25 protein-coding genes are annotated in these 25,827 nt (G+C 66.3%); 20 read left to right on the top strand and 5 right to left on the bottom strand.

Annotated elements, in window-relative coordinates:
- The 19 genes from P24_RS02725 to P24_RS02630 all read left to right on the top strand — a co-directional run bounded on the left by P24_RS02725 (position 1) and on the right by P24_RS02630 (position 20,928).
- Positions 1-537, top strand: coding sequence for a DUF3486 family protein (locus tag P24_RS02725; RefSeq protein ID WP_008943164.1), 537 nt, complete (start codon positions 1-3; stop codon positions 535-537).
- Positions 534-2,063, top strand: coding sequence for a terminase large subunit domain-containing protein (locus P24_RS02720; RefSeq protein ID WP_008943163.1), 1,530 nt, complete (start codon positions 534-536; stop codon positions 2,061-2,063). The genes P24_RS02725 and P24_RS02720 overlap by 4 nt, the downstream gene beginning before the upstream one ends.
- The gene (locus tag P24_RS02715) at positions 2,063-3,583 is read left to right on the top strand and encodes a DUF935 domain-containing protein (protein WP_008943162.1); all 1,521 of its coding nucleotides are present in this window, start codon (positions 2,063-2,065) and stop codon (positions 3,581-3,583) included. The genes P24_RS02720 and P24_RS02715 overlap by 1 nt, the downstream gene beginning before the upstream one ends.
- Positions 3,583-4,815, top strand: a complete 1,233-nt coding sequence (locus tag P24_RS02710) for a PBECR2 nuclease fold domain-containing protein (RefSeq protein WP_008943161.1) — start codon at positions 3,583-3,585, stop codon at positions 4,813-4,815. The genes P24_RS02715 and P24_RS02710 overlap by 1 nt, the downstream gene beginning before the upstream one ends.
- 479 nt (positions 4,816-5,294) lie before the next feature.
- Positions 5,295-6,461, top strand: coding sequence for a hypothetical protein (locus tag P24_RS02705; RefSeq protein WP_008943160.1), 1,167 nt, complete (start codon positions 5,295-5,297; stop codon positions 6,459-6,461).
- 9 nt (positions 6,462-6,470) lie between these two features.
- Entirely contained in the window at positions 6,471-6,887 is a 417-nt protein-coding gene (locus tag P24_RS02700) for a capsid cement protein (protein ID WP_008943159.1), read from the top strand.
- Between the two features lie 12 nt (positions 6,888-6,899).
- Positions 6,900-7,835, top strand: coding sequence for a major capsid protein (locus tag P24_RS02695; RefSeq protein ID WP_008943158.1), 936 nt, complete (start codon positions 6,900-6,902; stop codon positions 7,833-7,835).
- A 10-nt stretch (positions 7,836-7,845) separates the two neighbouring features.
- The gene (locus P24_RS20245; protein ID WP_008943157.1) at positions 7,846-8,304 is read left to right on the top strand and encodes a hypothetical protein; all 459 of its coding nucleotides are present in this window, start codon (positions 7,846-7,848) and stop codon (positions 8,302-8,304) included.
- Between the two features lie 22 nt (positions 8,305-8,326).
- Complete coding sequence (locus P24_RS02685; protein WP_008943156.1) at positions 8,327-8,800, top strand: gp436 family protein; 474 nt, start codon at positions 8,327-8,329, stop codon at positions 8,798-8,800.
- The gene (locus tag P24_RS02680) at positions 8,800-9,288 is read left to right on the top strand and encodes a phage virion morphogenesis protein (protein ID WP_008943155.1); all 489 of its coding nucleotides are present in this window, start codon (positions 8,800-8,802) and stop codon (positions 9,286-9,288) included. The genes P24_RS02685 and P24_RS02680 overlap by 1 nt, the downstream gene beginning before the upstream one ends.
- Positions 9,285-9,746 (top strand): phage tail terminator protein, encoded by a 462-nt coding sequence (locus P24_RS02675; RefSeq protein WP_008943154.1) that lies wholly within the window; start codon positions 9,285-9,287, stop codon positions 9,744-9,746. The genes P24_RS02680 and P24_RS02675 overlap by 4 nt, the downstream gene beginning before the upstream one ends.
- A 1-nt stretch (position 9,747) precedes the next feature.
- Entirely contained in the window at positions 9,748-9,972 is a 225-nt protein-coding gene (locus tag P24_RS02670; RefSeq protein WP_008943153.1) for a hypothetical protein, read from the top strand.
- A gap of 6 nt (positions 9,973-9,978) precedes the next feature.
- Entirely contained in the window at positions 9,979-10,911 is a 933-nt protein-coding gene (locus tag P24_RS02665) for a phage tail tube protein (RefSeq protein ID WP_008943152.1), read from the top strand.
- Positions 10,912-10,923: 12 nt separating this feature from the next.
- Complete coding sequence (locus P24_RS20450; protein WP_008943151.1) at positions 10,924-11,301, top strand: phage tail assembly chaperone; 378 nt, start codon at positions 10,924-10,926, stop codon at positions 11,299-11,301.
- A gap of 398 nt (positions 11,302-11,699) precedes the next feature.
- Entirely contained in the window at positions 11,700-16,292 is a 4,593-nt protein-coding gene (locus P24_RS02650) for a hypothetical protein (RefSeq protein ID WP_008943150.1), read from the top strand.
- Positions 16,289-17,890, top strand: coding sequence for a hypothetical protein (locus P24_RS02645; RefSeq protein WP_008943149.1), 1,602 nt, complete (start codon positions 16,289-16,291; stop codon positions 17,888-17,890). The genes P24_RS02650 and P24_RS02645 overlap by 4 nt, the downstream gene beginning before the upstream one ends.
- Before the next feature lie 2 nt (positions 17,891-17,892).
- A complete protein-coding gene (locus P24_RS02640; protein WP_008943148.1) occupies positions 17,893-18,738 on the top strand; it encodes a hypothetical protein in 846 nt (281 codons plus the stop codon).
- A gap of 3 nt (positions 18,739-18,741) precedes the next feature.
- Entirely contained in the window at positions 18,742-20,421 is a 1,680-nt protein-coding gene (locus P24_RS02635; protein WP_008943147.1) for a hypothetical protein, read from the top strand.
- 9 nt (positions 20,422-20,430) lie between these two features.
- Positions 20,431-20,928 (top strand): hypothetical protein, encoded by a 498-nt coding sequence (locus P24_RS02630; protein ID WP_008943146.1) that lies wholly within the window; start codon positions 20,431-20,433, stop codon positions 20,926-20,928.
- A 45-nt stretch (positions 20,929-20,973) separates the two neighbouring features.
- Here P24_RS02630 and P24_RS19970 read toward each other — a convergent pair whose 3' ends face one another.
- Positions 20,974-21,417 (bottom strand): hypothetical protein, encoded by a 444-nt coding sequence (locus P24_RS19970; RefSeq protein ID WP_156816141.1) that lies wholly within the window; start codon positions 21,415-21,417, stop codon positions 20,974-20,976.
- 155 nt (positions 21,418-21,572) lie between these two features.
- Here P24_RS19970 and P24_RS02625 point away from each other — a divergent pair, with 155 nt between their 5' ends.
- Entirely contained in the window at positions 21,573-22,376 is an 804-nt protein-coding gene (locus P24_RS02625) for a DNA adenine methylase (RefSeq protein ID WP_008943145.1), read from the top strand.
- Here P24_RS02625 and P24_RS02620 read toward each other — a convergent pair.
- From P24_RS02620 to hslV, 4 genes are all read right to left on the bottom strand, one after another.
- Positions 22,373-22,636 (bottom strand): hypothetical protein, encoded by a 264-nt coding sequence (locus tag P24_RS02620; RefSeq protein ID WP_008943144.1) that lies wholly within the window; start codon positions 22,634-22,636, stop codon positions 22,373-22,375. The two genes, P24_RS02625 and P24_RS02620, sit on opposite strands and share 4 nt — an antisense overlap.
- Positions 22,637-22,886: 250 nt before the next feature.
- Positions 22,887-24,197, bottom strand: a complete 1,311-nt coding sequence (hslU, locus tag P24_RS02615) for an ATP-dependent protease ATPase subunit HslU (protein WP_008943143.1) — start codon at positions 24,195-24,197, stop codon at positions 22,887-22,889.
- A 58-nt stretch (positions 24,198-24,255) separates the two neighbouring features.
- Entirely contained in the window at positions 24,256-25,239 is a 984-nt protein-coding gene (locus P24_RS02610) for a glycerophosphodiester phosphodiesterase (RefSeq protein WP_008943142.1), read from the bottom strand.
- A gap of 8 nt (positions 25,240-25,247) precedes the next feature.
- Positions 25,248-25,796: an ATP-dependent protease subunit HslV gene (gene hslV, locus P24_RS02605; protein WP_008943141.1), complete on the bottom strand. Its 549-nt coding sequence runs from the start codon at positions 25,794-25,796 to the stop codon at positions 25,248-25,250.
- Between the last annotated feature and the right edge of the window lie 31 nt (positions 25,797-25,827).

Raw genomic sequence — 25,827 nt, 5'->3', positions numbered from 1 at the left:
ATGGCGCGCCCTTCCAGCATCGACCGTCTGCCAGCGCCGATCCGTGACAAGGTCGGCGCTTTGCGGCAGGCCGGCGCCACCATCGACGAAATCCTCGATCACCTGAACAAGCTGGACGTCGAGGTCTCGCGCTCGGCCATGGGCCGCCACGTCCAGAAGATCGACAAGATCGGCGAACAGCTGCGGGCCAGCCGCGCCATGGCCGAGGCGCTGGTGCGCGGCCTGGACGAACAGGACGCCGACAGCAAGCTTGCGCGCCTGAACATCGAGATGATGCACACCATCATCCAGCGGATCGCCATGGGCGACGATGGCAACATGCCGGAGCTTGATCCCAAGGAGGCGCAACTGCTGAGCCGCGCCATCACCAATCTGGAGACGGCGGCCACCATCAGTGACGAGCGCATGCGCAAGCTGCGCGCAGAGTTCGCCCGGCAGGCGGCAGACCTCGCCGAGAGCGTGGCGGCAAAGCATGGCCTGTCCGACAAGGGCAAGGCCGACCTGAAGGCCGAGTTCCTCGGCATGGCGAAGAAATGATCGCGGTCCTGGACAAGGCCGGGCCGTCGATCCTGGGAGAGAAGTTCGGTCCCGACACCAAGCTGCTGCTCGACTACCAGCAGAACCTGCTGGCGACCACCGCGATCTCGCAGGTTGTCATCTGCGAGAAGAGCCGCCGGATCGGCTTCACCTGGGCCATCGCCGCCGACGCGGTGCTGACCGCTGCCAGCCAGAAGTCTGCCGGTGGCATGGATGTCTATTACATCGCCTATGAAAAGGAGATGACGCGGGAGTTCATCGACACTTGCGCGCAATGGGCGCGGCTGTTCGACAAGGCCTGCAGCGTGGCCGAGGAGGTCGTGTTCGACGACAGCCCGGACAACCGCATCTTGGCCTTCAGGATCACCTTCGCCAGCGGCTTCGAGATCGTCGCCCTGTCCAGCCGGCCGCGTAACCTGCGCGGCCGTCAGGGCTATGTCATCATCGACGAGGCGGCCTTCCACGACGATCTCGAAGAGGTCATGAAGGCCGCCCTGGCGCTGCTGATCTGGGGCGGCAAGGTGCTGGTGATTTCCACCCATAACGGCGTGGACAATTACTACAACCAGCTGGTCACCGAGGCGCGAACAAAGAAGAAGCCTTACGAGCTGATCACGGTGACCTTCGACCAGGCGCTGGAGGACGGGCTGTACCGCCGCATCTGCATGATCTCCGGCACTGACTGGTCGCCGGAGGCCGAAGCCAAGTGGCGGCAGGGCATCATCGACTTCTACGGCGATGGCGCCGACGAGGAGCTGTTCTGCATCCCGCGCAACAGCGGCGGCAAGTATATCCCGCTGACACTGATCGAGGCGCGCGCAAAGCCGGATATCCCGGTGCTGCGCTGGTCCTGCGATGACAGCTATGTGCATCTGTCCGACCATGTGCGCCATGCCGATTGCCTCGCCTGGTGCGAGCGCGAGCTGCGGCCTCTGCTGCAGGCGCTGCCGCAGGACCGCCGCAGCTATTTCGGGCAGGACTTCGGCCGCTCTGGCGACCTTACCGTGATCTGGCCACTGCTGCTGATGCCTAACCTGCAGCGCCATACGCCGGCCCTTGTCGAGTTGCGCAACGTGCCGTTCCGGCAACAGGAACAGATCCTTTTCTACCTGGTCGACCGCCTGCCGCGCTTCGTGCATGGCGCGCTCGATGCGCGCGGCAACGGCCAGTACCTGGCCGAGGTCGCGATGCAGCGCTACGGCACGGCGCGGATCAGCCAGGTCATGCTGACCGAGCGCATCTACGGAGAGGCCATGCCGAAGTTCAAGGCGGCACTGGATGATGATCAGCTCGATCTGCCGGCCGACGAGCTGGTGCGCGACGATCTGCGCGCCATTGAGGTCATCCGGGGCGTGCCGCGCATCCCGGACAACACCAAGCAGGGCGACCGCCATGGCGACTCGGCCGTCGCCGGCATGCTGGCCTGGCATGCCAGCCTGCAGGAAGGCGGACCCATCGAGTTCAAGGCGCTTGGCCAGGCGCGCAGCTCCAGCGGCATCGGCGACTACTTTGGCGGAGGATGGTGATGGCGCGACAGCCCAGGCAGAAACAGGCCGGTAAGGTGGTCGTCATGCCGCCGGACCGGCGCGAGATCGCCACCGTTTACAACGATGTGACAGCCCCCCTTAACGGCTATGTAATGCAGCCGCGCGACGACGTGCTGGTCAGCCGGGGGCGCGGCCGCGGGCTGGCGATCTATCGCGACCTGATGCGCGACCCGCATGTGAAGGCGGTGATGCGCAAGCGCATCCTGGCCGTCATCGCCCGCGAATGGACGGTGGAGCCGGCCAGTGACAGGCCGGAGGATGAGGCGGCGGCCGAGCTGGTGCGCGCCGCGCTGCTGCGCTTCCCGTTCGACAAGACGTGCAAGGGGCTGCTGCAGGCGATCCGCGACGGCTATGCCGTGGCGGAGGTGATCTGGGCGCCGGTCACCATTGAGGGGCGGACCTGGGTGCTGCCGCAGGCGGTGAAGCCGAAGAACGCCAGCCGTTTCGTCTTCGGCCCTGCCGGCGATCTGCGCCTGCTGACCTGGTCGAACATGCTGCAGGGCGAGGAGCTGCCGCCGCGCAAGTTCGTGGTGACCCGCGACGGCGAGGAGGAGACTGAAGACCCTTATGGCCTCGGCCTTGGCAATGCGCTGTTCTGGCCGGTGTTCTTCAAGCGCAAGGGTGTGGGCTATTGGCTGACCTTCGCGGACAAGTTCGGTGCGCCGACCAGCGTCGGCACCTATCCGGCCGGCGCCACCGACGAAGAGCAGCTGAAGCTGTTGGAGGCGCTGCGCGCTCTTGCCCAGGACACCGGCGTCGTCATACCGGAAGGGATGGAGATCCGTTTCCTGGAAGCCCAGCGCTCCGGCACGGTCAACACCTATGAGCAGCTGGCGCGCTGGTGCGACGAACAGATCTCGGAAGCCGTCCTGGGCGAAACGCTGTCCACCAATATCGGCGACACAGGCAGCCGGGCGGCCAGCGAGACGCACAATGAGGTGCGCGCCGAGCTGACGGACGCCGATGCCGATCTGCTGTGCGGGGCGCTGAACGATCAGCTGGTCCGCTGGATTGTCGAGATCAACCTGCCCAGCGCCACGCCGCCCAGCCTCTGGCGCCATTCCGCCGACGACGAGGATCTGTCGGTGCGCGCCACGCGCGACAAGACGATCTGCGAGATGGGCTTCGAGCCGTCGCTGGATTACATCCACGAGACTTATGGCGGCGAGTGGCAGAAGAAGGCCGCGCCAGTAGCGCCGAAGCCGGGCGCGGTGCCCGCACCCGAGGCCGTTGCAGATCCCGCCGCCTTCGCAGAAGAGGAGCGCGACGCGGCCGACGAGCTGGCGGACCAGCTGGACGATGCCTCGGCCGGGATGCAGGCGCGCCAGGTCGACATCATCCGGGCCGCCCTGGACGAATCCGCCAGCCTGGCCGAGTTCAGCGAAAAGCTGCTGGCGCTGTACCCGTCCCTGCCGTCGGCCGAGTTCGCCCGGCTGATGGGCGAGGCGCTGACGGCGGCCGAGCTGTCCGGCCGGGCCGATATCCTGGACGGCAACTGATGACCATCGGCGAGGGCTTGCCGGCGGCCCCGGCCGCGCCGGTCCACTTCACCGAGGCCATCGACTATCTGCGCGGCAAGGTGCGCCTGCCGACGCGCGCCTGGACCGATCTGTGGGAAGGGCAGCATGCGCGGGGCTTCGTCGTTGCCGGCGCGCAGACCGATGCGCTGCTCGCTGACTTCCACCAGGCGGTCACCCGCGCCACTGCCGAAGGGCGGACCCTTCAGCAGTTCCGGGAGGATTTCGACCGGATCGTTGCCGCCCATGGCTGGAGCTACAATGGCAGCCGGGGCTGGCGCAGCCGCGTCATCTTCCAGACCAACATGCGGATGGCCTATGCCGCCGGCCGCTGGAAACAGGTCCAGGAGAACAAGCGCACCCGCCCCTATCTGCGTTACCTGGCGGTGAAGGACAGCCGCACCCGGCCGGAGCATATGGCACTGCACGGGCTGGTGCTGCCGGCGGATGACCCTTTCTGGGAGCGCATGTACCCGCCGAACGGCTGGAATTGCCGCTGCACGGTGCAGAGCCTGAACGCCCGCGACCTGGAGCGCTATGGCTATGAGGTCGGCACCGCGCCGGAGATCGAGGAAGAGGCGCGGCAGATCAACACGCCTGACGGCCAGGTCACCGTCACGGTTCCAAAAGGCGTCGATCCCGGCTTCGCCTACAATCCCGGCCAGGCGGCCTGGGGGCGCGGTGCGCAATCGGTGGCCATGGAACGCCATGGCGGCTGGGATGAGCTGGTGGCGCCGGGCGCGCCCTCCTACAGTCTCGACCCGCTGTCTGCCACCGCGCCGCGCGCGCAGCTTGCCCCGCGTGTGCGCCAGGGCGACGAGGTCGCTCTGAGGACGCTTCTGCGTCGGTCCATCGGCGGTGACGAGCGGATATTCGCCGATCCGTCCGGCGCTGCTGTCGCCGTCACCCAGGCCGTTGCCGATCATATTGTCGCCGACAGTAAGCGCTGGGACGGCCGTGAAACCTATTGGCCGCTGATCCCGGAGCTGCTGACCGCGCCCCAGGAAATCTGGGTCGGCTTCGCCAGGTCCACGGCATCTGGCAGGGTTGGGCTGCGCCGCCGCTATGTTCGGATGGTGGCGCTGGACAAGGACCGCGCCGTCGCCCTCGTCGCCGATGCCGAAGGCGGCCTGTGGCAGGCGATGACTTTCTTTCGCGGTTCGGCGCGCGCGCTCGGCAACATCCGCAAGGGGCTGTTGATCTATCGGGAGTGACGTCTTTCGGGAATGACGGGGGAATGAGACTGCGGCCCTCCGTGCCGGACCGCGCCGCTCGTCGCAGCTGCAGGGTCACGGCCCAGCTCCGACCAGCTGAAGGCAATATAGCAGTATCTTTTGGACTTGGCCATTCCGCCGCACAGGAAGCCCGCTGACGGGCGCTGGCCGATCAACGCCCCTTCGGGCGTGCGATTCTTTTAAACGGCAATTTGAACGCGCTCTGAGCGATTAGCGCATGCTTCGCGCTGCCCATCCGACAGGGGGGGTGACAGCGCGCTAGCATCGCGGCATGCTGTGCCCACATCCGCCACCGGACCAGGTCCGGCTTTCCGGCCGATGCAATCCCGATCACACGACCATCCCGAGGGGTGACAGGCTGTCACCCCTGTTTTGCGCATCCTCGCCCTTCATTCTGCAGCTTCACAGATGCAGCGGGCCGGCATTACGCGGCCCTGTTCGAGCAGAGCGAGGCGGCGTTGAAGCGCATCCACATCTTCCAGGCCGGCACCCACACCGCCATGAGCGGCGCGACCATCGCCTTTGGCGAAGCGGTCATTGCCGGCATCGCCGCCGCCTATGACCCGGCGGTGCATGAAGCCCCGCTGGTCATTGGTCATCCGAAGCATGATGCTCCGGCCTATGGCTGGGTCGGCGAGCTGAAGGCGGACAAGGCCGGCCTGTACGCCGAGCCGCGCCAGGTGTCGGTCGAGCTGGCCGAGATGGTCAAGGCCGGCAAGTTCAAGAAGATCAGCGCCAGCTTCTACACGCCCGATGCGGCGAACAACCCGAAGCCGGGCAGCTACTACCTGCGCCATGTCGGCTTCCTGGGTGCGCAGCCGCCAGCCGTGAAGGGTCTGCGGCCCATCGAGCTGGGCGAGGCCGACCAGGCCGTCACCATCGAGCTGGGCGACATTGAGCCGCCCGTCGATCTGGGTGACGGCGACCGGGCCGCCGCCTGGTCGCTGCGCAACATTGCCGCCCTGCTGCGCGGCGTGCGCGACATGCTGATCGAGGACAAGGGCGCGGAACGCGCCGACGAAGTCCTGCCGTCCTGGCGGCTCGACGAGCTGAACGAGCAGGCCGGCCGCATCGACAGCCCCGGCACGTCGCCGGCTTTCGCCGACCCCACCACCCCCACCACTCGGGAGACCAAGAGTATGAGCGACAAGGATATCGCCGCGCGGGAAGCCGCCCTGGCGGAAAAGGAGGCGGCGTTCGCCGAGCGCGAGAAGGCAACGGCCGAGGCGCTGAAGACCAGCCGCCGCGAGGGCAACAAGAGCTTCGTCGACGGCCTGGTGGCATCTGCGCAGCTGCCGCAGGGGCTGGCCGGCCTGACGCTTGACCTGATGGAGCAGCTGGACGGCGACCAGGCGGTCAGCTTCGGCGAGGGCGATGCCAGGTTCGAGGGCACCGCCCAGGCGGCGTTCCGCAAGCTGCTGGCCGCCCTGCCGAAGTCGGTCGATTTCGGCGAGCGCGCGAATGGCGAAGAGCCGGGCGCCTCGGCGGCTGGCTTCTCCGGTCCGGCTGGCGTTCCCGTCGATCCGGCGCGGCTCGCCGTCCACAACAAGGCGCTGGCCTTCATGGAGGCCCATCCCGAAACCGATTACCTCACCGCCGCCCGCAAGGTCGAGCGGGCTGCCTAAGGAGCTGACATGAGCAAGCAGTCTTTCCCGCTTCAGTCCCTGACCCTGACCGCCGATGGTGCGGTCGCGGTTCATCGTGGCGTCGGCTACGACGGCGCGCAGGCCACGGTCCAGGGCCAGAAGATCATCGGCGTGTCCCGCTATGCGGCGGCCACCGGTGAGGCCTTTGCCGCCGATACGGCCGGCACGACCGTCATCGAGACCGGCGACGAGATCGCGGTCGGCGATTCGCTGATCGTGGACAGCTCCGGCCGCGCCATTCCGGTCAGCGGCGAGATCGCCATCGGCGCCGGCGCCACGCAGGTCACCAGCTCCGCCGCGAACGGCGCGATCCTGACCGGCGGCGACCTGCCGGAGTTCGTGTTTGCGGACGCCCTGCAGGCGGCCAGCGGCGCGGGCGAGTTCATCGAAGTCAAGCTGCGCTAAGGAGGCGCGACCATGAGCACTGCCAACATGAATACCGGCCAGGTCCGCGTCGTCGATCCGGTCCTCTCCACCGTTGCCCACGGTTATGTCAGCCCCGACTTCGTCGGCGGCATCCTGTTCCCCTTCGTGGATGTCGATATCTCCGGCGGCAAGGTGCTGACCTTCGGCAAGGAGGCGTTCCAGCAATACAGCCTGCGCCGTGCGCCAGGCGCGGACACGCCGCGTGTCAGCTTCGGCTATCAGGGCGCGCCCTATTCCCTGGTGCAGGATGCGATTGAGGTGCCGGTGCCGCGCGAGCATCAGCGCGATGCGTCGGTCATGCCCGGCATCGATCTCGGCACGCGGGCGGTGAATTTCGGGATGCGGATCGTGATGCAGGCGCTGGAGGTTGACCGCGCAGCCATCGCCCTGAATGCCGCCAACTACGACAATGACCACAAGGTCGCGCTGACGTCCGGCGACAAGTGGTCTGCGGAGACCGGCACGCCGAGCGCCGACATCGACACTGCCAAGGAGGCGGTGCGCGCCTCCACCGGCATGATCGCCAACACGGTTCTGCTGTCGGCGGTCGCCTTCAATGCGGCCCGCAACAATGCGAACGTTCTGGAGCGCTTCAAGTACACCAGCTCCGACTCGGTCACGGCCGACATGCTCGCGAAGCTGTGGGACGTGGAGCGCGTCGTGGTCGGCCGCGCCATCAGCGCCGACGATGCAGGCGCCTTCAGTGACATCTGGGGTAACAACGCCGTTGTGGCCTATGTGCCCGCCAGCCCCGCCGGGATGGAGCAGCCGAGCTATGGCTACACCTACCGGATGCGCGGTCATCCGGCGGTCGAGCAGGCCTATTGGGACCAGCGCTCGAAGAGCTGGATCTACGGCGTGACCATGGAGCGCGCCCCGGTGCTGACCGGCATGGCGGCGGGCTACCTGATCCAGAACCCCAACTGAGGCCGGCGCCATGAACATCCGCATCAACACGCCCTTGAAGCACGGCGGGGAGATCATCCCCGCCGGCACGGTCATCGCCCCTGGCGTCATCGATCTGTCGGAGCGCGACGGGGCGGCGCTGGTGGGCGCCCGCGCCATCGAGCTGACGAAGGACGATCCGTCGCCTGGATATGAGGGCAAGGACGGCAAGAAGGCCGCCGACCAGTCTGCCGCCGAGAAAGCAGCTGCGGAAAAGGCGGCGGCGGAGAAGGAAGCCGCCGAGCGCGCCGCTGCCGAGAAGGAGGCCGCCGAGCGGCCTGCTGCTGAGAAGGAGGCTGCTGACCAGGCTGCCGCCAAGGAGGCAGAGGAGAAGGAAGCCGCTGCTCGCGCCGCTGCCGAGAAGGAGGCCGCCGACAAGGCCGCAGCTGAGAAGGAAGCTGCCGGCGCGGCCGACAAGCCGAAGCGCGGCGGCAAGAAGTCCGAAAGCTGAGCCTGAAGGACCCTGAAGGACTATGGCGGCCTACATCACGCAACAGCAGCTGATCGAGCGCTATACGGAAGAGCGGCTGGTCGATCTGACCAACCAGCGCCAGGACGGCGACCAGATCGACCAGGAGGCGCTGGACCGCGCCATCGCCGACGCGGAAGCGGCGGTTAATGGCTATGTCGGCGTTCGCCATGCGCTGCCGCTGCCCGTGGTGCCTGAGCTGCTGACGCAGATCGCGGCGGCCATCGTCTTCTACCAGCTGCATGTCGAGACCGCGCCGGACAAGGTGGCGGCCGACTACAAGGCGGCCATCGCGAAGCTGACCGATATCGCCACCGGCAAGATCACGCTGCCCGGCCTGCCGGGCCAGTCCGCGCCGGCCGGCGCCGGCAAGGTGCTGGTCTCCACCGGTGGGCGGCAGGTCACGGACAGCATGCTGGCCGACTACGAGGATGGTGGGCTGGGCCGGGGCGGCACCGGGCGCGGGGATCGCTGGTGATGAGCGCGCAGATCGACATCCGCCTGCTGGATATCGGTGTTAGCGACACTGTCGCCGCGATGATCGCCGCTGGCGAGGATATGACCCCGGCCATGCGCGATATCGGCGCCAGCCTAGTGACCAGCACTGTGCGCCGCTTCGAGATCGAGGAAGGACCGGATGGGTCACCCTGGCCGAAGAGCGTCCGCGCGCTGGCCGAGGGCGGCCAGACACTGACGGAAAGCGCCAGGCTGCGGCAGTCGATCACCTATATCGCCGCGCCCGCCTCGGTCGAGGTCGGGACCGATGTCGCCTATGCCGGCGTCCACCAGGACGGCAAGACGATCAAGCCGGTGTCGGCGCAGGCGCTGACCTTTCGTATCGGCGCTGCCTGGGTGACCGCGAAGGAAGTCACGATTCCGGCGCGACCCTTTCTGGGCATCGACGAGGCTGATGAGGCGGAGATCGGCGCGATCCTGACCGATCATGTCGGCGAGGCCGCGCAATGAGCGGCGCGGACCTGGTCGATAGCGTCACCACCCGCCTGCGTGCCGAGGTCACCGATCTGCGGTCTGTCGAGGGTGCTGCCGAGCTGAGCGAGCTGCTGGGCAAGAAGATCATGCCGGCGCGCCTTCCGGCCGCCTTCGTGCTGCCGCTGGGCGATGACGCGGGCGGAGACGCCTATGCCACCGGCCTGATGTCGCAGCAGGTGACCGAGACCGTCGCCGTGCTGGTCATCGACAAGGTGTCCGGCGATGCCAGGGGCGGCAAGAGCTGGTCACGCGGCATCGTGCCTCTGAAGCACAGCGTCTTCGATGCCCTGCACAACTGGAAGCCGGGCGAGAGCAACGATCCGCTGCAATACCGGCGCGGCCGTCTGGTCGCGGTCAATGCCGCCGGAGTCTTCTACCAGCTCGACTTCCAGTCGGCCTGGTATCTGCGAACCGAAACCCGACAGGAGGCCTGATATGCGCCAGGGCGGAAGCTACTCACGCAAGAAGAAGGATGCCACGCCGAAGCGCCTCGGCGGCACCCAGGATCACAAGGGCGGCAACATGGCCCGCGCGGCCGATGGCGCACCGCTGCGCCGCGCCACGCTGCCGGCGCCGGCCGAAGCACCGAAGGCTGCTGCCGCCATCAAGGCGGAGCGCGCGGAGCCGGCACGCGCCGAAACCAACACTGCGAAGGAGTAAGGCACCATGGCGGGCAAGAAGTGGCGGCTGAAGGCGATCCTGGCCAAGGTCGAGGATACCTATGGCGTCGATGCGGAGCCGGCCGGCGCCACCGACGCGATCCTGTCGGTCAATGCCGAAATCCGGCCGATGGAAGGCAGCAGCGTCGAGCGTGCGGTCGACCAGCCGTACAAGGGCGCGCGGCCGGAAATCCTGGTCAACACCCATGTCGGCCTGAACTACGGCGTGGAGATCGCCGGCAGCGGCGCGGCCGGTACCGCACCGGCCTGGGCCGCCCTGATGCGCGCCTGCGGCTTCGCCGAGACGGTGACCGAGGCTACCGACGTGCAGTACGACCCGGTGTCCACCGACGAGGAGTCGGCGACGCAGTATTTCCAGCTGGACGGCGTGAAGCACGCCCTGCTGGGCAGCCGGGGCAGCTTCGACATCAACCTCGCGGTCGGCGAGCTGCCGCTGTTCAACTTCCAGTTTCTGGGCCTGTTCCAGACGGTGACCGATACGGCGCTGCCGGCGGTGACCCTGACCGGCTTCAAGACGCCGCGTCCGGTGACCAATGCCGACACCCCGACCTTCCAGCTGAACGGCGTTGACCTGGTGATGCGCTCCCTGCGCATCAACGTGAACAACCAGCAGGCGGGCCGGTTCCTGGTCAACCAGGAGGAGATCGTCACGCCCGACCGCGCTGTCACCGGCACGGTGGTCTATGAGATGCCGGCGCTGGCTACCTTCAACCCGTTCGCCCTGGCCGAAGCGCGGACCCTGGTGGCGCTGTCCTGCGTCCATGGCACCACGGCCGGGAACATCGTCGAAATCTCGGGCGCGAAGGTGGAGCTGGGCCGGCCGACCTATAGCCAGCAGCAGGGCATTACCGAGGTATCGCAGCCCTTCCGCATGCTGCCCAACACCGGCGACGACGAGATCGCCATCATCGTGAAGTAAGGAGAAACTTCCATGTTCACCCTGCGCGAAGAGCTGAAGTACGAGCTGCGGATCACCGTCGACATGCCGGACCCGGAGAAGGCGTCCCGGCGGCTGAAGGAGAGCTTCTACGCCACCTTCCGCGCCCTCTCGATCTCCGAGGCGGAAGAGCTTCGCCGCAAGGCGCGTTCGTCCACCGAGGACGAACTGGCCGGCCTGGCGCGCGAGACCCTGCGCGAGGCGATCCTGGGCTGGCGCGACATCAAGGATGCGGACGGCAAGGAAGTCCCGTTCAACGACGAGAACCTGACGCTGATCCTGGACAACCAGTTCGCGGTGACAGCGCTGTTCGATGCCTATGTCGGCAGCCTGCAGCCGGAAAGCCGCCGGAACCGTCGCCTGGGAAACTGATCGAGGCCGGCCGGCTTTGGGCGCGGGGCGATGCCGGCCAGGCGCCGTCGCCAGACCAGGAGCTGCTGGACGATCTGGCCTTCTGGGGCATCGATCCTGCGGTACTGGACCTGGCGCCGGCGGGCGTTCCGGCAGACGCGGAAGAGGAAGGGTTTCCGATTCCGGGCGACTGCTGGGACGCCCTTGTTCTCTTCCTCTCCTGCGACCGCGCCTGGCGAGTCCACTACGTCGCCCATCCGGGCGGCCTGCTGCTTGTCTGGCAGGGGCTGGACTGGCCAGCTGTTCGGGCCATCCGGCAGGAGCGGGACATCCGCCATACGAAAGACCTGTTCGACCAGGTCCGAGCGCTGGAGACCGGCGCCCTTGAAGTTCTGAACCGGCATTAAACGGACGTTCACATGGCCCTGCGTTTAAATGTGCTGCTGACCGCCACAGCCGATGGGCTGAAGGGCGAGCTGCGCATGACGCAGGCCGAGATGGGCAAGCTGCGGCAGGAGGCGCGACAGGTCAGCCAGGAGGCCGGCGGTACAGGCCAGGCGCTGGACCGTGTAGGCCGCAGTACCGATACGCTGCGCGGCCGGCTGTTCAACCTGCGCACTGCCTTCGCCGCGCTTGGCCTGGGTCTCGCGGCGCGGGAGTTCTTCAACGTCAATCTGACTGCCGAGCGTCTCTCCGCGCAGCTGGAGACCACCACCGGCTCCGTCACCGGCGCGCGCAATGCCTTCGCGGAACTGGAGAAGTTTGCGGCGCGGACGCCGTTCAGCCTTGACCAAATCACCGAGGCCTTCATCCGGCTGAACAATTTGGGGCTTAAGGCCAGTGAGGAGGCACTACTCAGCTATAGTGACATCTCCGCCGGGATGGGCCGCGACATCATGCAGTGGGTGGAGGCTGTCGCCGACGCCGTCACCGGCGAGTTCGAGCGGCTGAAGGAGTTCGGCATCCGCGCCAGCCAGGACGGCGACCGCGTGCGGTTAACTTTCAAGGGTATCACCACCGAGATAGGCAAGTCGGCCGCGGAGATCGAGACGTTCCTGATCCGGCTTGGCCAGGTCAACTTCGCTGGTGCGAGCGAACTTCAGATGGCTCGGCTGACAGGCCGCATCAGTAATCTTGCAGACGAATACGCGAAATTTGTGCGGCTGGTCGGGGGCGGCGCATTCGTCCCGGCGATCTCAGCGGCCATCGGAGATCTGAACGATCAGATAGCTGAAAGCGGCAAGGCTATCCGGGACTTCGGGACGCAGCTAAGTTTCGGCCTGGCCGAAGGGCTGGAAAGCCTGCTGCTGGTCGGCGCGACCAGTGTCGAGGTGCTGGAGCCCGTAGTGGGCGCCGCTGGCGATCTGGTTATGGGGTTGTGGAGCGGCTGGGCGTCCCTGGCCACGTCTCTGGGCGTGGACCCAAGCTGGGGCATCCTGGCGGCCATCCTGTTCGGCAAGATTGGCGTCATCGCCGTTGCAGGCCTCGGTGCCGTGCAGTCGATGCTGGACTGGTTCGACCAACGCGTCGCCGATTCGATCACCTGGCTGCAGAACCAGTCGCGCCGGCTGTTCGGGCTGGAAGAAAGGGAAGCGCCGAACGTCCTCGACCGGCGTTCCTCAATCCGGGATGGCTATCTCGCCGAGATGAACGCCCTGATGGGCGAGCTGAACAGCATCGGCGCCAATGGCGGGAATGTTGCGGAGGGGATCGATTCTGCCGTCAATGAAGGGCTGACCACCACCGTTTCGGAGCGGCTGCGGCGGATCGCCGACAGCGTGCGGGAAGTGATCGAGCAGTTCCGTGCCGCCCCACCGGCCGCAGAAGACACGGCCGGCGCGCTGGATGGGCTTGGCGGCAGCGCCGCGCGCACCGCCCAGCTGACCGCCGAACAGGGCAAGCAGCTGCAGACGCTGCGCGACCAGCTGGACCCCGTTGCCGCCAAATGGCGCGAGGTGGACAAGCAGGCGCGGCTGCTGGAGCAAGGGCTGGCGGCCGGCGCCATCACCTATGAGCAGTATCTCGATCTGATCGAGGCTATCGGCCGGGAGGTCGAGCTGTGGTCGCGCGAGCAGGACGCGGCCAGCACTTCCGTGCGCCGGCAAGCCGAGGATATGGAGCTGTCGAACCAGCTGCGCCGGCTGGAGCTGGAGGGCACGGAGCAGTCGCGGCAGAAGATCATCGAGCTGACCACGGCGCGCGAGCTTGAGCGGCTGGAGATCGAGCGGACGCAGGCGCTGCTGGCCGCCCAGCCGGAGCAGTATGCGGCCATCAATGCCGCCTATGACCGGCTGCGCGACGCCATCATGGATGAGGGCCAGGTCAAGCAGCTTGAGCGCATTCAGGCGCAGGCCAACCCGCTCGCCAAGGCCTTCGAGACAGCGGCCGAAAGCATCCAGCGCAGCTTCAGCGATGCCTTCACCTCGATCTTCCGCAATGGCCGGCTTCGCTTCGACGAGCTGGGCGATTCGATCAAGGACATCTTCGCCCGCACGCTGGGCGAGATGGCGACGCTGGCGATCGCGCGACCGATCATCGTGCCGATGGTGCAGCAGCTCGGCAGCTTCATGGGTGTCGGCCAGCAGGCGATCAATGGCGTTACCAACAATCTGGGCGGCGGTAGCGGATTCGGGTTGGGGCAGCTGCCAGGCGGTGGTGCCGGCCTGTACAACAGCTTCGCGACCGGCAGTGTCGGCCGCTTCCTTGGGCTGTCGACACTGGTCGATGACGGCGTAGGTGGCGGCTTCGCTCAGATGACAGGGCTGGGCAGCGCCCTGGGTGACGGCTTTGCCGCTTCGCCCTGGGGCATCCTGGGCAGCCTTGGCGCCAATGCGCTGGGGCTTGGTGGCGGTATCGGCGGGACTATCGGCGGTGTCGTGGGCAGCATTGGCGGTGGTGCGGCCGGCAGCGCCTTGCTGGGCACGATCCTTGGCTCGGCCGCCGGGCCGGTGGGCGCGGTGCTGGGCAGCTTCCTGGGCACCGCGCTCGGCGGCCTGCTGGGCAACAGCAAGCCGAGCGACAAGACGGCCAGCTTCCAGGGCTTGCTGGGCAGCGACTTCCTGAAGACCGAGGATGGCGCTGACGACGCCAGCCGGCAGAACCGCGATGCCATGCAGACGGCCGTCGAGACCGCTGTGCCGGCGGTGCTGACGCTGCTGGGCAGCAGCCTGACCGATATGTCGCGCTTCTACCTGGACGCCGCGACGGGCCAGCGCGACGGCAACCGCTTCTGGCTGTACGACACCGGTGGCGCGGACCTTGCCGGCCAACCGGCCAGCGCCCGGCCGGAGGCGATTGCCAGCGGCACCTTCGACAGTGCCGAGGCGCTGCTGGGCGCTATCGTGAAGGCGATCACCGACCAGGTCGAAGGGCTGTCGGCCGTGATGCAAACGGTCCTGGACCAGGTCGATTTCAGCGACATTGAAAGCGCGGTGAACGACCTGCAGCTGGCCCGTGTCTATGAGGAGCTGGGCCAGGTCGCGGAAACCGTGCCGGAGGCGCAAGCCGCCATCGACGCGATCAACAGCCAGTTCGAGACGCTGACTGAGTTCGCCGAGCGCTACGGCCTGGCACTGGACAAGGTGACAGAGGCGCAGGCGGATGCGCTGGCGGAGCTGGAGAGCGGCTTTGTGGATGGGCTGCGCGACCAAATCCTGCAGCTGACCGATCCGGCCGCCGCGCAGGTTGCCGAGCTGGACAAGTGGCGGGCCGCACAGATCCGCAACGCCGAGGCTATTGGCCAGGCCAACGGCCGCGTCGGCGCCAGCAGCGAGGCGCTGGCCGCCATTCAGGAGCTGTACGCCATCCGGCTGCAGGCGATCACCGGCGAGGTCGCGGAGAATGTGTCCGTCCTGACCGAGGCGACCCGCACGCTGTACCTCGATCAGATCTCGGCGGTGACGGCCTTCCGCGATGATCTGGCCCGCAAGGCGGATGATTTCCGGCGGATCATCGACAGCATGAACCGCACGCAGCTGTCGCTGCTGCTGGACAGTGACCTGTCGCCTCTGTCACCGCAGGCCCGCTATCAGGAGGCGGAGCGGCAGTTCGAGGAGATGGCGCGACGCGCGCGGCTGGGTGACCAGGACGCGGCCGAGCAGCTGCCGGAGATTGTGCGGGCGTTCCTGGAAGCGAGCCGGGCCTATTTCGGGGATGCGCAGGCCTATAATGCCGACTTCCAACGTGGCCAGGACGTGCTGGAAGAAACCAAGTCGGTTGCCCAGCGCCACCTGACCACCGCCGAGCAGCAGCTCGGCCGGCTGGACAGCCAGATCGCCCTGCTGCGCGAGCAGCTGGATACGGAGCGGCTGCTGGTCACCAGCTTCGAGCAGGCCATCGGCATCCTGGACGGGATCAAGGCCGCGCTCGATGCGCTGGCCACACCGCAGAAAGGCGTGCCGTCCAATGCCGGCGGCAGCGGCTATGTCTATCCGACCAGCGGACTTGACGCCGCCGCTCGCAACGTCGAGGCGGTGATCGACCAGTACCGCGTTGGCAAGGCCGGTGGCGATGGCATCAGCAAGGAGCAGCGTGACGCGGCCCTGAGCGCGATCCTGGCAGAGCTGGCGCCCGAGGACCGGGCCACGGTCGGCGGGATGCTGGATATCGACAACTGGTCCGCCACCGATAACCCGTTCAAGAACCTGGCCGGCTATGCTTCTGGCGGCCGCATCACCGGCGGCATTGCCGGCGTGGACAGTGTACCGGTTATGACCATGCCGGACGAGTTCGTCATCCGCAGCGCCAGCGCGCGGCGGATCGGCTTCGATGCGCTGGAGCAGATGAACCGCACCGGCACCCTGCCGGGCACCGGCAATGGTGGTTCCGACCTGTCGCCGCTGGTCGGCGCCATCGGCCAGACCACGGACGCGGTGATGGCGGCCGGAGACGCCCAGGCTGCCGCCACGGCTGCACTGGCGGATGAGATGGCCGGCATGAAGCAGGCGATTGCCGCGCAGGGCGCGCAGATCGCCGACCTGGCCCAGAAGCTTGAAAAAAGGCGGGTAGCATGAGCCAGCGCAGGATCATGGCCTATCTGGTCGAGCTGGACCTGCTCGGCCCGGCCGACCAGGAGGTGACGCTGTACTTCAGCGACATACCGGTGCGGCCCTTCCCGTCGACCGATCCTGACCGGCCGAACCAGCGCTATGACAACCGGCTGCTGGAAGCGCCCTCGATGTCGCTGGACATCTTCGCTGATGCCAGCCGCCTGGCCGGCAATCTGGGTGTCGGCCGGCTGACCCTGTCGAACGCGGACGGCGCGCTGAACCAGTATCGCGGCTGGGCCTTCAGGACCGTGCGCGTCTGGTGGGGTGAACCTGCACAGCGCAGCTTCGCCGCCTTCCGGCCGTTCCTCGCCGGGCGGGCGGAGACGCCGACCTGGGCGATCAGCGCCAGCCAGCCCAGCCGGCTGGTGGTGCCGGTTTACGATGCCAGGCTCGATCTGGAGCGGGACATCCAGGAGACGACCTTCGCCGGCACGAATGTCGGCCCTGACGGCTATGAAGGTGGGCCGGATGATCTGCGCAACCGGGTGAAGCCGCTGGCGCTGGGCGACCTGGTCACCGCGAACATCCCGCTGGTCTGGGTGAATGGCCCTGCCCAGGTCGGCCAGGTGCATGACGGCGAGATCGAGGAGCTGTCCGGCCTCTATGACCGGGGCGCTGATGCCAATCTGATCGAGGATGGCGACGAATCGGGCGTGGACTTCGACGACGCCGAGCCGGATGCCGGGCACCTGGTCACCGATCTCGGCCGGGGGCTGGTGAAGGTCAACCAGGATTTCGGCGGCGATGTGACCGTGGGTGTGAAGGGCGCGGTCGACCTGGTGCCTGCCGCCGGTTACCTGGACACGGTGCCGCCGCAGATCCGCGCGCTGATCCTGCGGCGCAATCCAGAGGCCAGCATCGGTACCAGCTTCACAGCGCTGACCGCCACGGAAACCGCCAAGGCCGGCCTGTACATCCCGGATCGCATGGCCGTGCGGCAGGCCGTGCAGCTGTTCGCGGCCGGGCTTCCCGGCTGGGTGCTGCCGGACCCGCTGGGCACCTGGCAGATCGGCAAGCTGCGCCTGCCTTCCGGCACGGCCGACCGCATTATCAGGCCGGTGGATGTGATCTCCATCACGCCTGGCGACCGGCAGGTCAGCATCCCCTGCTGGAAAGTGACGGTGCGCGGCGAGCGTTACTACCGCACGCACACGCGGCAGTCGCTGGCCGAATCGCTGTGGGACACCGAGGACGAGGCCCGGCTGCGCGAGGAATGGCGCGAGGCCGTGGCAGAGGATACGGCCCTGCGGGACCGCTGGTGGCCGAACGTCCGAGAGGTGGTGGTGGACACCGCGCTGCGCGATCCGGCCGACATGCAGCTGGTCGCCGATCTGCTGTTCGACGTGATGTCGGTGCGGCCTGATGAGACGCCCTGGGAGGAGTATCTGGTCACGCTGGAAATGGACGAGGAGTGGCTGGACCTGGTCGCTACGCCCGGCCTCGGTAAGGCGCATGTGCAGCTGATCTACCCGCCTGACGGCATCGACCGCCTGATGATCGTGATGGGGGCGGCACCGGGCCGGCCGGCAGGCCATCAGATCACGCTGCGGGTGTGGGGGTGACGATGGCGCTGCTGGGATATCTGCTACTGGAGAACCTCGCGCTCGATGCCGAGCTGACCGGCGGCAACTGGAACGATACCGAGGGCGACATGCTCGATCCGCGCATCGAGAGCGCCCCGGCGCGCGCGGCAGGCCTGACGCTGGCCGATACCAAGATCACGATGACCTGGGAGAGCGCCCGGTACTGCACCGATCTGGTGGTGTGCGGCCACACGGGCGGGCTGGACGGCCGGTACCGTGCCACCGCCTATGAGGGCGAGGCGCAGATCGCGCAGATCGACTGGACGGACATCTTCGGGCGCATCTATGACACCAGCGACCTGCCCTGGGAGCAGAGCAACTGGTTCACCGGCAAGCCGCGCGAGCAGGACATAGCCGGCTATGCCCGGCACCTGCGCATCCGCTGGCCGGAGCTGATCGCGCCGACCAGCATCGAGCTGGAGTTCGACGTCACCACGAACGCGGTGGATTTCGACCTGGGATATCTGTTCGCCGGCAACCCGCTGTCGCCGCGCTGGACCTACAGCCGCAGCCGGGAGATGGGCATCCGCAGCAACACGCTGCGCGACCGCACCGCTGGCGGCCGGCAGATACTGAGCCGCCGCACCGGCGCGCGCACCCAGCGCGTGACCTTCCAGCACCTGAGCAAGGGCGAGGCCGCGCGGCTCTATGACTACGCGCTGCGCGAGGACATCCACCCGGCGATTTTCGTGCCGGACCCGAACGACAACGTCCATGAGTTCCGCGAAGTGTTCCCGGCCTGGCTGTCCGTGGTCAGCGCGCCGCGCCAGACCAGCGTGAAGGACGAATGGTCGATCACCATCAACCTGGAAGAGATGCAGGGGTAAGCCATGGCCATCACCGTAGAAGATGCCATCACGAAGCTGACGACAGGCTACTGGAACAAGAACGCCCGTACCGAGGCAAATCCGGGCGGCTTCGGCGCCAACGGCCATGTCGACAACCTGCCGGCGCTGGCCGAGGCGCTGGGTGTTGTCGGTGCTTTCGCCGGCACCCAGGGCGAGCTGGCTGACGAGGTGCTGGCGCTGCAGGCGCAGATCAATGCGGTGGTCGCTGCCGGCGACGATATCGTCATCGTCGCTGAGGACATCGCGGCCGTGCTGGCGGCAGCGGCCAATATGGCTGCGATCCTCGCGGCACCTGGTGCTGCTGCGGCGGCGTCAGGCTTTGCTGGAGAGGCGGAGGGCTTCCGCGACGAGACGCAAATCTTCCGCAACGAAGCGCAGGCGGCCGTCGGCGGAGCGCGCGTGAGCGCCACCGATACGATTGCCGGCGGTCTGTTCGACAAGATAGAGGTCGGCGGTGGACTGACGAAGGAAATCAGCGCGCCTGGCGGGAATGAGAAACTGCTGCTGACCGTGCCGCCGCTCACCGATCTGATCGGCAACATCATGGCCCTGGCCTGGACTGTCGCCGAGCTGCAGGGCGCGGCCCTGACCGGATATGCGAACATGGTGGTTGACGCTTTCGAGGATGATTCTGGCATTGACGCCGAGGAAACCACTTTCGCGGTATATAACCCAGGCACGGCCAGCTGGAAGTCTGTAGTGGACCAGCTGTCCATCAGCTATCAGACAGCTGCTACATCCTCTAGCGCGCTATTTACCTACACTTTTGCAGCCCAGCCTCTCGGTACGGCCGCGCCTGACAGAACAATCGTCGTTGGTGTGGCAAGCCGGAACACAAATGGCAGCAAACCAACGGCTGTGACCATCGCCGGCGAATCTGCGGCCTTGGCGGTTGAGACTTGGACAGGCGCCGAAAATGAAGGCGTAAGCATTTGGCATGTGCTGGTCCCCGAGGGCGCGAGTGGCGATGTGGTCGTCACATGCTCGAATATACAGGCTGGCTGTGCCGTCGGCGTATGGGCAGTCTATGGGCCGCTCCAGGTAGCAGACGTGGATGCGGCCAGCGTTGGCAGCGACACCAATGCGCTATCCGTTGATGTCCCTGCTGGCTGCGTGATCGCGGCGATGGCAATCGCGACGGGTAATTTCACCTGGAGCGGCGCGTCAGAGCGATTCGACAACACCACAACTATGGGAATTTCAGTCATCTACAGCGGCGCGGATGTAACGCCCGGCACCGCAGGTCCAGGATACGGGGTGACTGCTCAGGATAACTCCGGCGGCGGCCAGAACACTGCAGCCGCCGCTGTTTTCGGGCGTATGGTTTCTGGCGCCCGCGACCTGGTCTCGGTCCCCCTGACGGCCGCCAGCGATCCGACGTCGCTGGTCATCGGCGCGGAGATCGAGGTGCCGGCCCTGATCACGTTGGGCACGGACCTGATGCTCTATGGCTCCATCGACGATGGTGCCTCCTGGGAAGAGGTCGCGGCCTACCAGACCTATGCCGCTGCCGGCGGCCGGCTGCTGGTCTTCGGTACCGCCGACGTGACCGGCCAGACCGGCACCGACGTTCGCATTCGCGCCGCCACGGCCGAGGGCGAGATCGTCACTATCCACAAATGGGGCGTGCAGGCCGACGTGGCCCTGACGCCGCCGGCATAAGGAGGGCATATGGCTTTCAGGCACAACAACCAGGCGCTGGTCACGCCACCTGCAGCTACGCTGGAGGAGGCCAAGCTGCGTGCTCACGAGACCATCGACATCGTGGCTGGCGCGGCGCGCGCCTCGGTGCTGACGATGGTGCCCGGCCAGGAGATGACCTACCTCCGCAAGGAAGACCAGGCACGCGCCTATCTGGCCGATGGCGACCCCGACGACAACGACTATCCGCTTCTGCAGGCCAGCGTCGGTGCTGACGCTTACCCGGCCGGCCATCCGAACGCTGGCCAGCTGGTCGCCACCGTCGCCGAGGCTGCGGCGGTGGTCATGATGGTGTCGGACGCCTGGACCAACCTGGGCGCGCTCATCGAGCGCGTGAGGCTACGTGGGAAGAGGCTGGCGACGCTGGCGGAGACGCCGGCCGAGGTTGCGGCCTGCGTCGCCTGGGCGCGGGCGGCCTACACCGCCGCCCTGGCCGGCGAGGAGCTGCCGGCCGAACCGGAATTTTAAAGAATGAATAGCCCTATAAATTAAAAGTATCACCGTCGGAAAATCCTAAGACCAAATCTTAATTATTAAACAGATAATTCCTATGACAAATCCGATAGAGCAGAAAATTATTGATATTGATGATAGAAATTCGTGCATTTTTTCTAAATACAATATTCTATCATTAGAAAGAATTTCTACAGAATACCTTATTGAAAAATCAAGTTCGTCGTCATTTTTCATAAGACGCAAGTACACATCATTAAGTTTTTTTGTAATAATAACAGAAACAACAGAAGATATAGTTGATAGAGAAAATAATGTAACCGTGATAGAGGATAGTATTTTCAAAAAATCTGAGGAATTTTCGTCAAAAAGAAAAATTAGCTGCGCCGATAAAACCAATCCACCAATTGATGTCGCGGTTACATATTTTTCTAATGTTGATTGTATTGTTCTATTTGCTTCCTGTAATGATTTTTTCTTTTCTAGGAAGTCTCCTCTTGCCATAGCATTTCTCCGTCTGCTGCTTTCCGGCCGGCGGGGGCTCGGGCGCGCCAACGCCCTCACCGCGAGCGTCAACTCGCCCTATCGATCCCGGCCGCTGATCGGTCGGCCCGCCACACCAGCGATCACTGGCGGGACAAGCCTATTGAGGGCATATCGTGGAGTCCATCAACTATCAGCCCGTCCGCCCGGTGCGGCCGGTGGCCCCCTATATCGGCGGCAAGCGCAACCTGGCGAAGCGCCTGGTCGCGATGATCGATGCCATCCCCTGCGAGACCTATGCCGAGGTGTTCGTCGGCATGGGCGGCATCTTCCTGCGGCGCACCCGACAGCCGAAGGCCGAGGTGATCAACGACTACAGCCGGGATGTCAGCACCTTCTTCCGGGTACTGCAGCGCCATTACCAGGCCTTCCTGGACATGATCCGCTGGCAACTGACCACGCGGGCGGATTTCGAGCGGTTGCTGGCGACCGATCCGGACACGCTGACGGACCTGGAGCGCAGCGCGCGCTTCCTGTATCTGCAGCGCGCCGCGTTCGGCGGCAAGGTCGCTGGCCGGACTTTCGGCGTAGCGCCGGGTGCTGCTGGCCGGTTCGATATCACCAAGCTGGTGCCGATGCTCGAGGACGTGCATGCGCGCCTGTCCGGCGTGGTCATCGAAGCGCTGCCCTGGCAGGCCTTCCTGGAGCGGTACGACCGGCCGGGCACGCTGTTCTATCTCGACCCGCCCTACTACGGCAGCGAGGGCGATTACGGGCCGCTGTTCGACCGCAGCCAATTCGAGCAGATGGCAGACAGCCTGCGGAGGCGCGAGGGCAAGTTCCTGCTCTCCATCAACGATCACCCGGAAGTGCGCCGTATCTTCGCGGGCTTCGCCATGGAGGAGGTCGAAACGACGTACTCATTGCCGGGGGGCGGTCACTCGAAGCGCGTTGGCGAGCTGATCATCACCGGCGGCTAGTGAGCGGCGCCGAAGGCACGGTAATAGTCCCGCTGCTGACCATCGGGCAGGGTGAGGCGCAGCGTCGGGTGACGGCCGCCGCAGCGCTTGCACCTGATCCAGCCGCCCAGCCGCTTGATCTCCGAGACAGGCACGCGGGGCTTCCGCAGGATCGCCGGCACATCGATATCGCCTTGGTGGCCGCAGCTGCAGACAGCCGTGAGCCGTCCGTCATAGGTAGCGACCTCGCTCAACAGCTCGATGATTTCGATGGCCGGCATGGCGGTATATTTGTTGCTGGTTTGTTCTCATTGTTCTCCGCTGCCGCCCGGCCAGAGTCAATGGGGCTGATTGCAGGCAGGCTGAAGGGTGTTTAAAACCGCTTCAAAGGAGCGGGGAGGAGTGTTCAAACCAGGTGGCGCGATTCCGCAAACCAGGTGGCGCGCTACAGTGACGGACGGAGTGGGTTGCAGCAAAGGCGCTGTCTTTGCGGGATCTAGCCCGAGGGTGGCGAGAAAACGCCGCCGTCCTCTACAGAATAAACTTGCTGAGGTCGGCGTTCTTGGCGAGGTCGCCGACATGCTTCTGCACGAAGGCGGCATCCACGGTGATCGTCTCGCCCGGCTTGTCGGTGGCGGTGAAGCTTACCTCCTCCAGCAGCCGCTCCATGACGGTGTGCAGTCGGCGCGCGCCGATATTCTCGACCGAGGCATTCACCTCCGCCGACAGGGTGGCCAGCGCGTCGATGGCATCCTCCCGGAAATCCAACGTCACCTGCTCGGTCGCCAGCAGCGCCACATACTGCTTGATCAGGCTGGCCTCCGGCTCGGTCAGGATGCGCTTGAAATCGTCGCGGGTCAGCGCCTGCAACTCGACGCGGATCGGCAGGCGGCCCTGCAACTCCGGCAGCAGGTCGGAGGGCTTCGCCAGATGGAAGGCGCCGGACGCGATGAACAAGATATGGTCGGTCTTCACCGGCCCGCGCTTGGTGGCGACCGTCGTGCCCTCAATCAGCGGCAGCAAATCGCGCTGCACGCCCTCACGGCTGACATCGGCGCCGGACCGTTCGGAGCGCGCGCAGATCTTGTCGATCTCGTCCAGGAAGACGATACCGTTCTGCTCCACCGACTGGATCGCCTCGCGGGTCACCGCTTCCTCGTCCAGCAGCTTGTCGGCCTCCTCCTCGGTCAGCACGGCGTAGCTGTCGGCGACACTCAGCTTCTTCTTGCGGGTGCGCTGGCCGAACGCCTTTCCGAAGATGTCGTTCAGGTTGATCATGCCCATCTGTGCGCCGGGCATGCCGGGAATATCCATGGTCGGCATGGACGCACCGGCATTGTCGGCCACCTCCACCTCGATCTCGCGGCTGTCGAGCTGGCCCTCGCGCAGCATCTTGCGGAAGCGGTGGCGGGTATCGGCCGCCGCGCCCTCGCCGACCAGCGCGGTGATCACGCGCTCCTCGGCGGCAAGCTCCGCCTTGGCCTGTACTTCCTGGCGCAGCCGCTCGCGGGTCTGGGTCAGGGCGATCTCCACCAGGTCGCGGATGATCTGCTCGACATCGCGGCCGACATAGCCGACCTCGGTGAATTTGGTCGCCTCGACCTTCATGAACGGAGCCTGCGCCAGCTTGGCGAGGCGGCGGGCGATCTCGGTCTTGCCGACACCGGTCGGGCCGATCATCAGGATGTTCTTCGGCAGCACCTCCTCGCGCAGATGCTCGGGCAGCTGCTGGCGGCGCCAGCGGTTGCGCAGCGCGATGGCGACGGCGCGCTTGGCGTCCTTCTGGCCGACGATGTAGCGGTCGAGTTCGGAGACGATCTCGCGGGGGCTGAAAGCGGTCATGACGGGTTCTGTCTCTGTCGGATCGGAATGCGTTAGATGGGCCCTTTTCGGGCTGAAACTAGGGCTGGACCGGATAGGCGGCGGGCAGCGGCAGGCCCTTTTCCGCCAGCACGGTGCGCAGCCGGTCGGGGTAATCGGTGATGATGCCGTCCACGCCGCGCGCGATCAGGTTGGCCATGTCCTGCGGGTCGTTCACCGTCCAGGGGATGACCTGAAGGCCGAGCGCATGCGCTTGCCCGATATCCTCATCGGTCACATCGCGGAAGAAGGGCGACCAGATCGCCCCGCCGGCGGCCTTCACGGCTTTCGGCGCGGAGCCGGCGAAATCGTCGATATCCAGCCCGCCCATCCAGAGTGAGGCGCCGGGCCGGCCGCGCTGGACATTGTCGTTGCGGCCGCGCGCGATGGTCAGATAGGCGGTCTTCAGCGCCGGCTCCAGCTGCTGCGCCTGCATCGGCACCGCCCAGTCGAAGGATTGCAGGGTGGTGCGTTCGACAATGCCCAGCCGCACGATCTCCGCCACCGCCGCGCGGGTGAAGTCCTCGCGGCTGGCGGTCAGCTCCGGCCGTGTCGGGTTCACCTTCACCTCGATGTTGAAGCGCATGGCGCCGGCACCGGCCCGCTCGGTCAGCGCGACCACCTCGGCCAGCGTCGGCATGGATGTGCCGGGCACCGGCTGCTGGTCCCGGAAATTGCCCGCATAGGCACTGCCGGGACGCAGCGTGCCGACATCATAGGCCTTCACCTGATCCAGCGTCAGCTCACGGACCAGCGGCCCGTCCTCGCCGACATAGGCGCCGTCCGGCCCCTGCACCAGATCGCCATTCAGCTTCGGGTCGTGGGTGATGACGAGCTGCCCGTCGGTGGTCATCGCCAGGTCAAGCTCCAGCGTAGTCACGCCCAGGCTCAGCGCCTTCGCGAAACCGGGCAGGGAGTTTTCCGGCATCAGCCCGCGGGCGCCGCGATGGCCCTGCAGGTCGAAGGCGAGCGCGGGACCGCTGGCCAGCACAAGCGCCAGGCCGGCGGCGGCGAGACTCCTCACCTGTCCCGTCACAGGCTTTCGACCGTCAGGTTGGTGTTGGTATAGACGCAGATATCGGCGGCGATGCCCATGGCGCGGCGGGCCACCATCTCGGCGTCCATATCCTCGCGGTCGATCAGCGCGCGGGCGGCAGCAAGCGCGTACATGCCGCCGGACCCGATGGCGATGATGCCATCCTCCGGCTCCAGCACGTCGCCGGTTCCCGACAGGATCAGCGACACATTCTGGTCGGCCACCGCCATCATCGCCTCCAGCCGGCGCAGATAGCGGTCGGTGCGCCAGTCCTTCGCCAGCTCCACGCAGGCGCGGGTCAGCTGGGTCGGGTACTGTTCCAACTTGGCTTCCAGCCGCTCGAACAGGGTAAAGGCGTCGGCCGTGGCGCCGGCGAAGCCGGCCAGCACGGCGCCGCCAGCCAGCGGGCGCACCTTGCGGGCATTCGACTTGATGACGGTCTGGCCGAGGCTGACCTGGCCGTCGCCGGCAACGACCACACGGCCGCCCTTGCGAACGGAAAGGATCGTGGTGCCGTGCCAGACGGCCTGGTTGTTTTCCGACATGGAGGCTTGCTTTCGTTGCGGGTGGGCGGGC

The sequence above is a fragment of the Oceanibaculum indicum P24 genome (assembly GCF_000299935.1).
GTDB classification, from domain to species: Bacteria; Pseudomonadota; Alphaproteobacteria; order Oceanibaculales; family Oceanibaculaceae; genus Oceanibaculum; species Oceanibaculum indicum.
The sequence above is the reverse complement of the archived record's forward strand: the minus strand, read 5'-3'. Positions and strand labels throughout refer to the sequence as shown.

Coding starts and splice junctions, on each gene's coding strand:
- P24_RS02725 (WP_008943164.1), top strand. CDS start 1: ATGGCGCGCCCTTCCAGCATCGACCGTCTGCCAGCGCCGATCCGTGAC.
- P24_RS02720 (WP_008943163.1), top strand. CDS start 534: ATGATCGCGGTCCTGGACAAGGCCGGGCCGTCGATCCTGGGAGAGAAG.
- P24_RS02715 (WP_008943162.1), top strand. CDS start 2,063: ATGGCGCGACAGCCCAGGCAGAAACAGGCCGGTAAGGTGGTCGTCATG.
- P24_RS02710 (WP_008943161.1), top strand. CDS start 3,583: ATGACCATCGGCGAGGGCTTGCCGGCGGCCCCGGCCGCGCCGGTCCAC.
- P24_RS02700 (WP_008943159.1), top strand. CDS start 6,471: ATGAGCAAGCAGTCTTTCCCGCTTCAGTCCCTGACCCTGACCGCCGAT.
- P24_RS02695 (WP_008943158.1), top strand. CDS start 6,900: ATGAGCACTGCCAACATGAATACCGGCCAGGTCCGCGTCGTCGATCCG.
- P24_RS20245 (WP_008943157.1), top strand. CDS start 7,846: ATGAACATCCGCATCAACACGCCCTTGAAGCACGGCGGGGAGATCATC.
- P24_RS02685 (WP_008943156.1), top strand. CDS start 8,327: ATGGCGGCCTACATCACGCAACAGCAGCTGATCGAGCGCTATACGGAA.
- P24_RS02680 (WP_008943155.1), top strand. CDS start 8,800: ATGAGCGCGCAGATCGACATCCGCCTGCTGGATATCGGTGTTAGCGAC.
- P24_RS02675 (WP_008943154.1), top strand. CDS start 9,285: ATGAGCGGCGCGGACCTGGTCGATAGCGTCACCACCCGCCTGCGTGCC.
- P24_RS02670 (WP_008943153.1), top strand. CDS start 9,748: ATGCGCCAGGGCGGAAGCTACTCACGCAAGAAGAAGGATGCCACGCCG.
- P24_RS02665 (WP_008943152.1), top strand. CDS start 9,979: ATGGCGGGCAAGAAGTGGCGGCTGAAGGCGATCCTGGCCAAGGTCGAG.
- P24_RS20450 (WP_008943151.1), top strand. CDS start 10,924: ATGTTCACCCTGCGCGAAGAGCTGAAGTACGAGCTGCGGATCACCGTC.
- P24_RS02650 (WP_008943150.1), top strand. CDS start 11,700: ATGGCCCTGCGTTTAAATGTGCTGCTGACCGCCACAGCCGATGGGCTG.
- P24_RS02645 (WP_008943149.1), top strand. CDS start 16,289: ATGAGCCAGCGCAGGATCATGGCCTATCTGGTCGAGCTGGACCTGCTC.
- P24_RS02640 (WP_008943148.1), top strand. CDS start 17,893: ATGGCGCTGCTGGGATATCTGCTACTGGAGAACCTCGCGCTCGATGCC.
- P24_RS02635 (WP_008943147.1), top strand. CDS start 18,742: ATGGCCATCACCGTAGAAGATGCCATCACGAAGCTGACGACAGGCTAC.
- P24_RS02630 (WP_008943146.1), top strand. CDS start 20,431: ATGGCTTTCAGGCACAACAACCAGGCGCTGGTCACGCCACCTGCAGCT.
- P24_RS19970 (WP_156816141.1), bottom strand. CDS start 21,417: ATGGCAAGAGGAGACTTCCTAGAAAAGAAAAAATCATTACAGGAAGCA.
- P24_RS02620 (WP_008943144.1), bottom strand. CDS start 22,636: ATGCCGGCCATCGAAATCATCGAGCTGTTGAGCGAGGTCGCTACCTAT.
- hslU (WP_008943143.1), bottom strand. CDS start 24,197: ATGACCGCTTTCAGCCCCCGCGAGATCGTCTCCGAACTCGACCGCTAC.
- hslV (WP_008943141.1), bottom strand. CDS start 25,796: ATGTCGGAAAACAACCAGGCCGTCTGGCACGGCACCACGATCCTTTCC.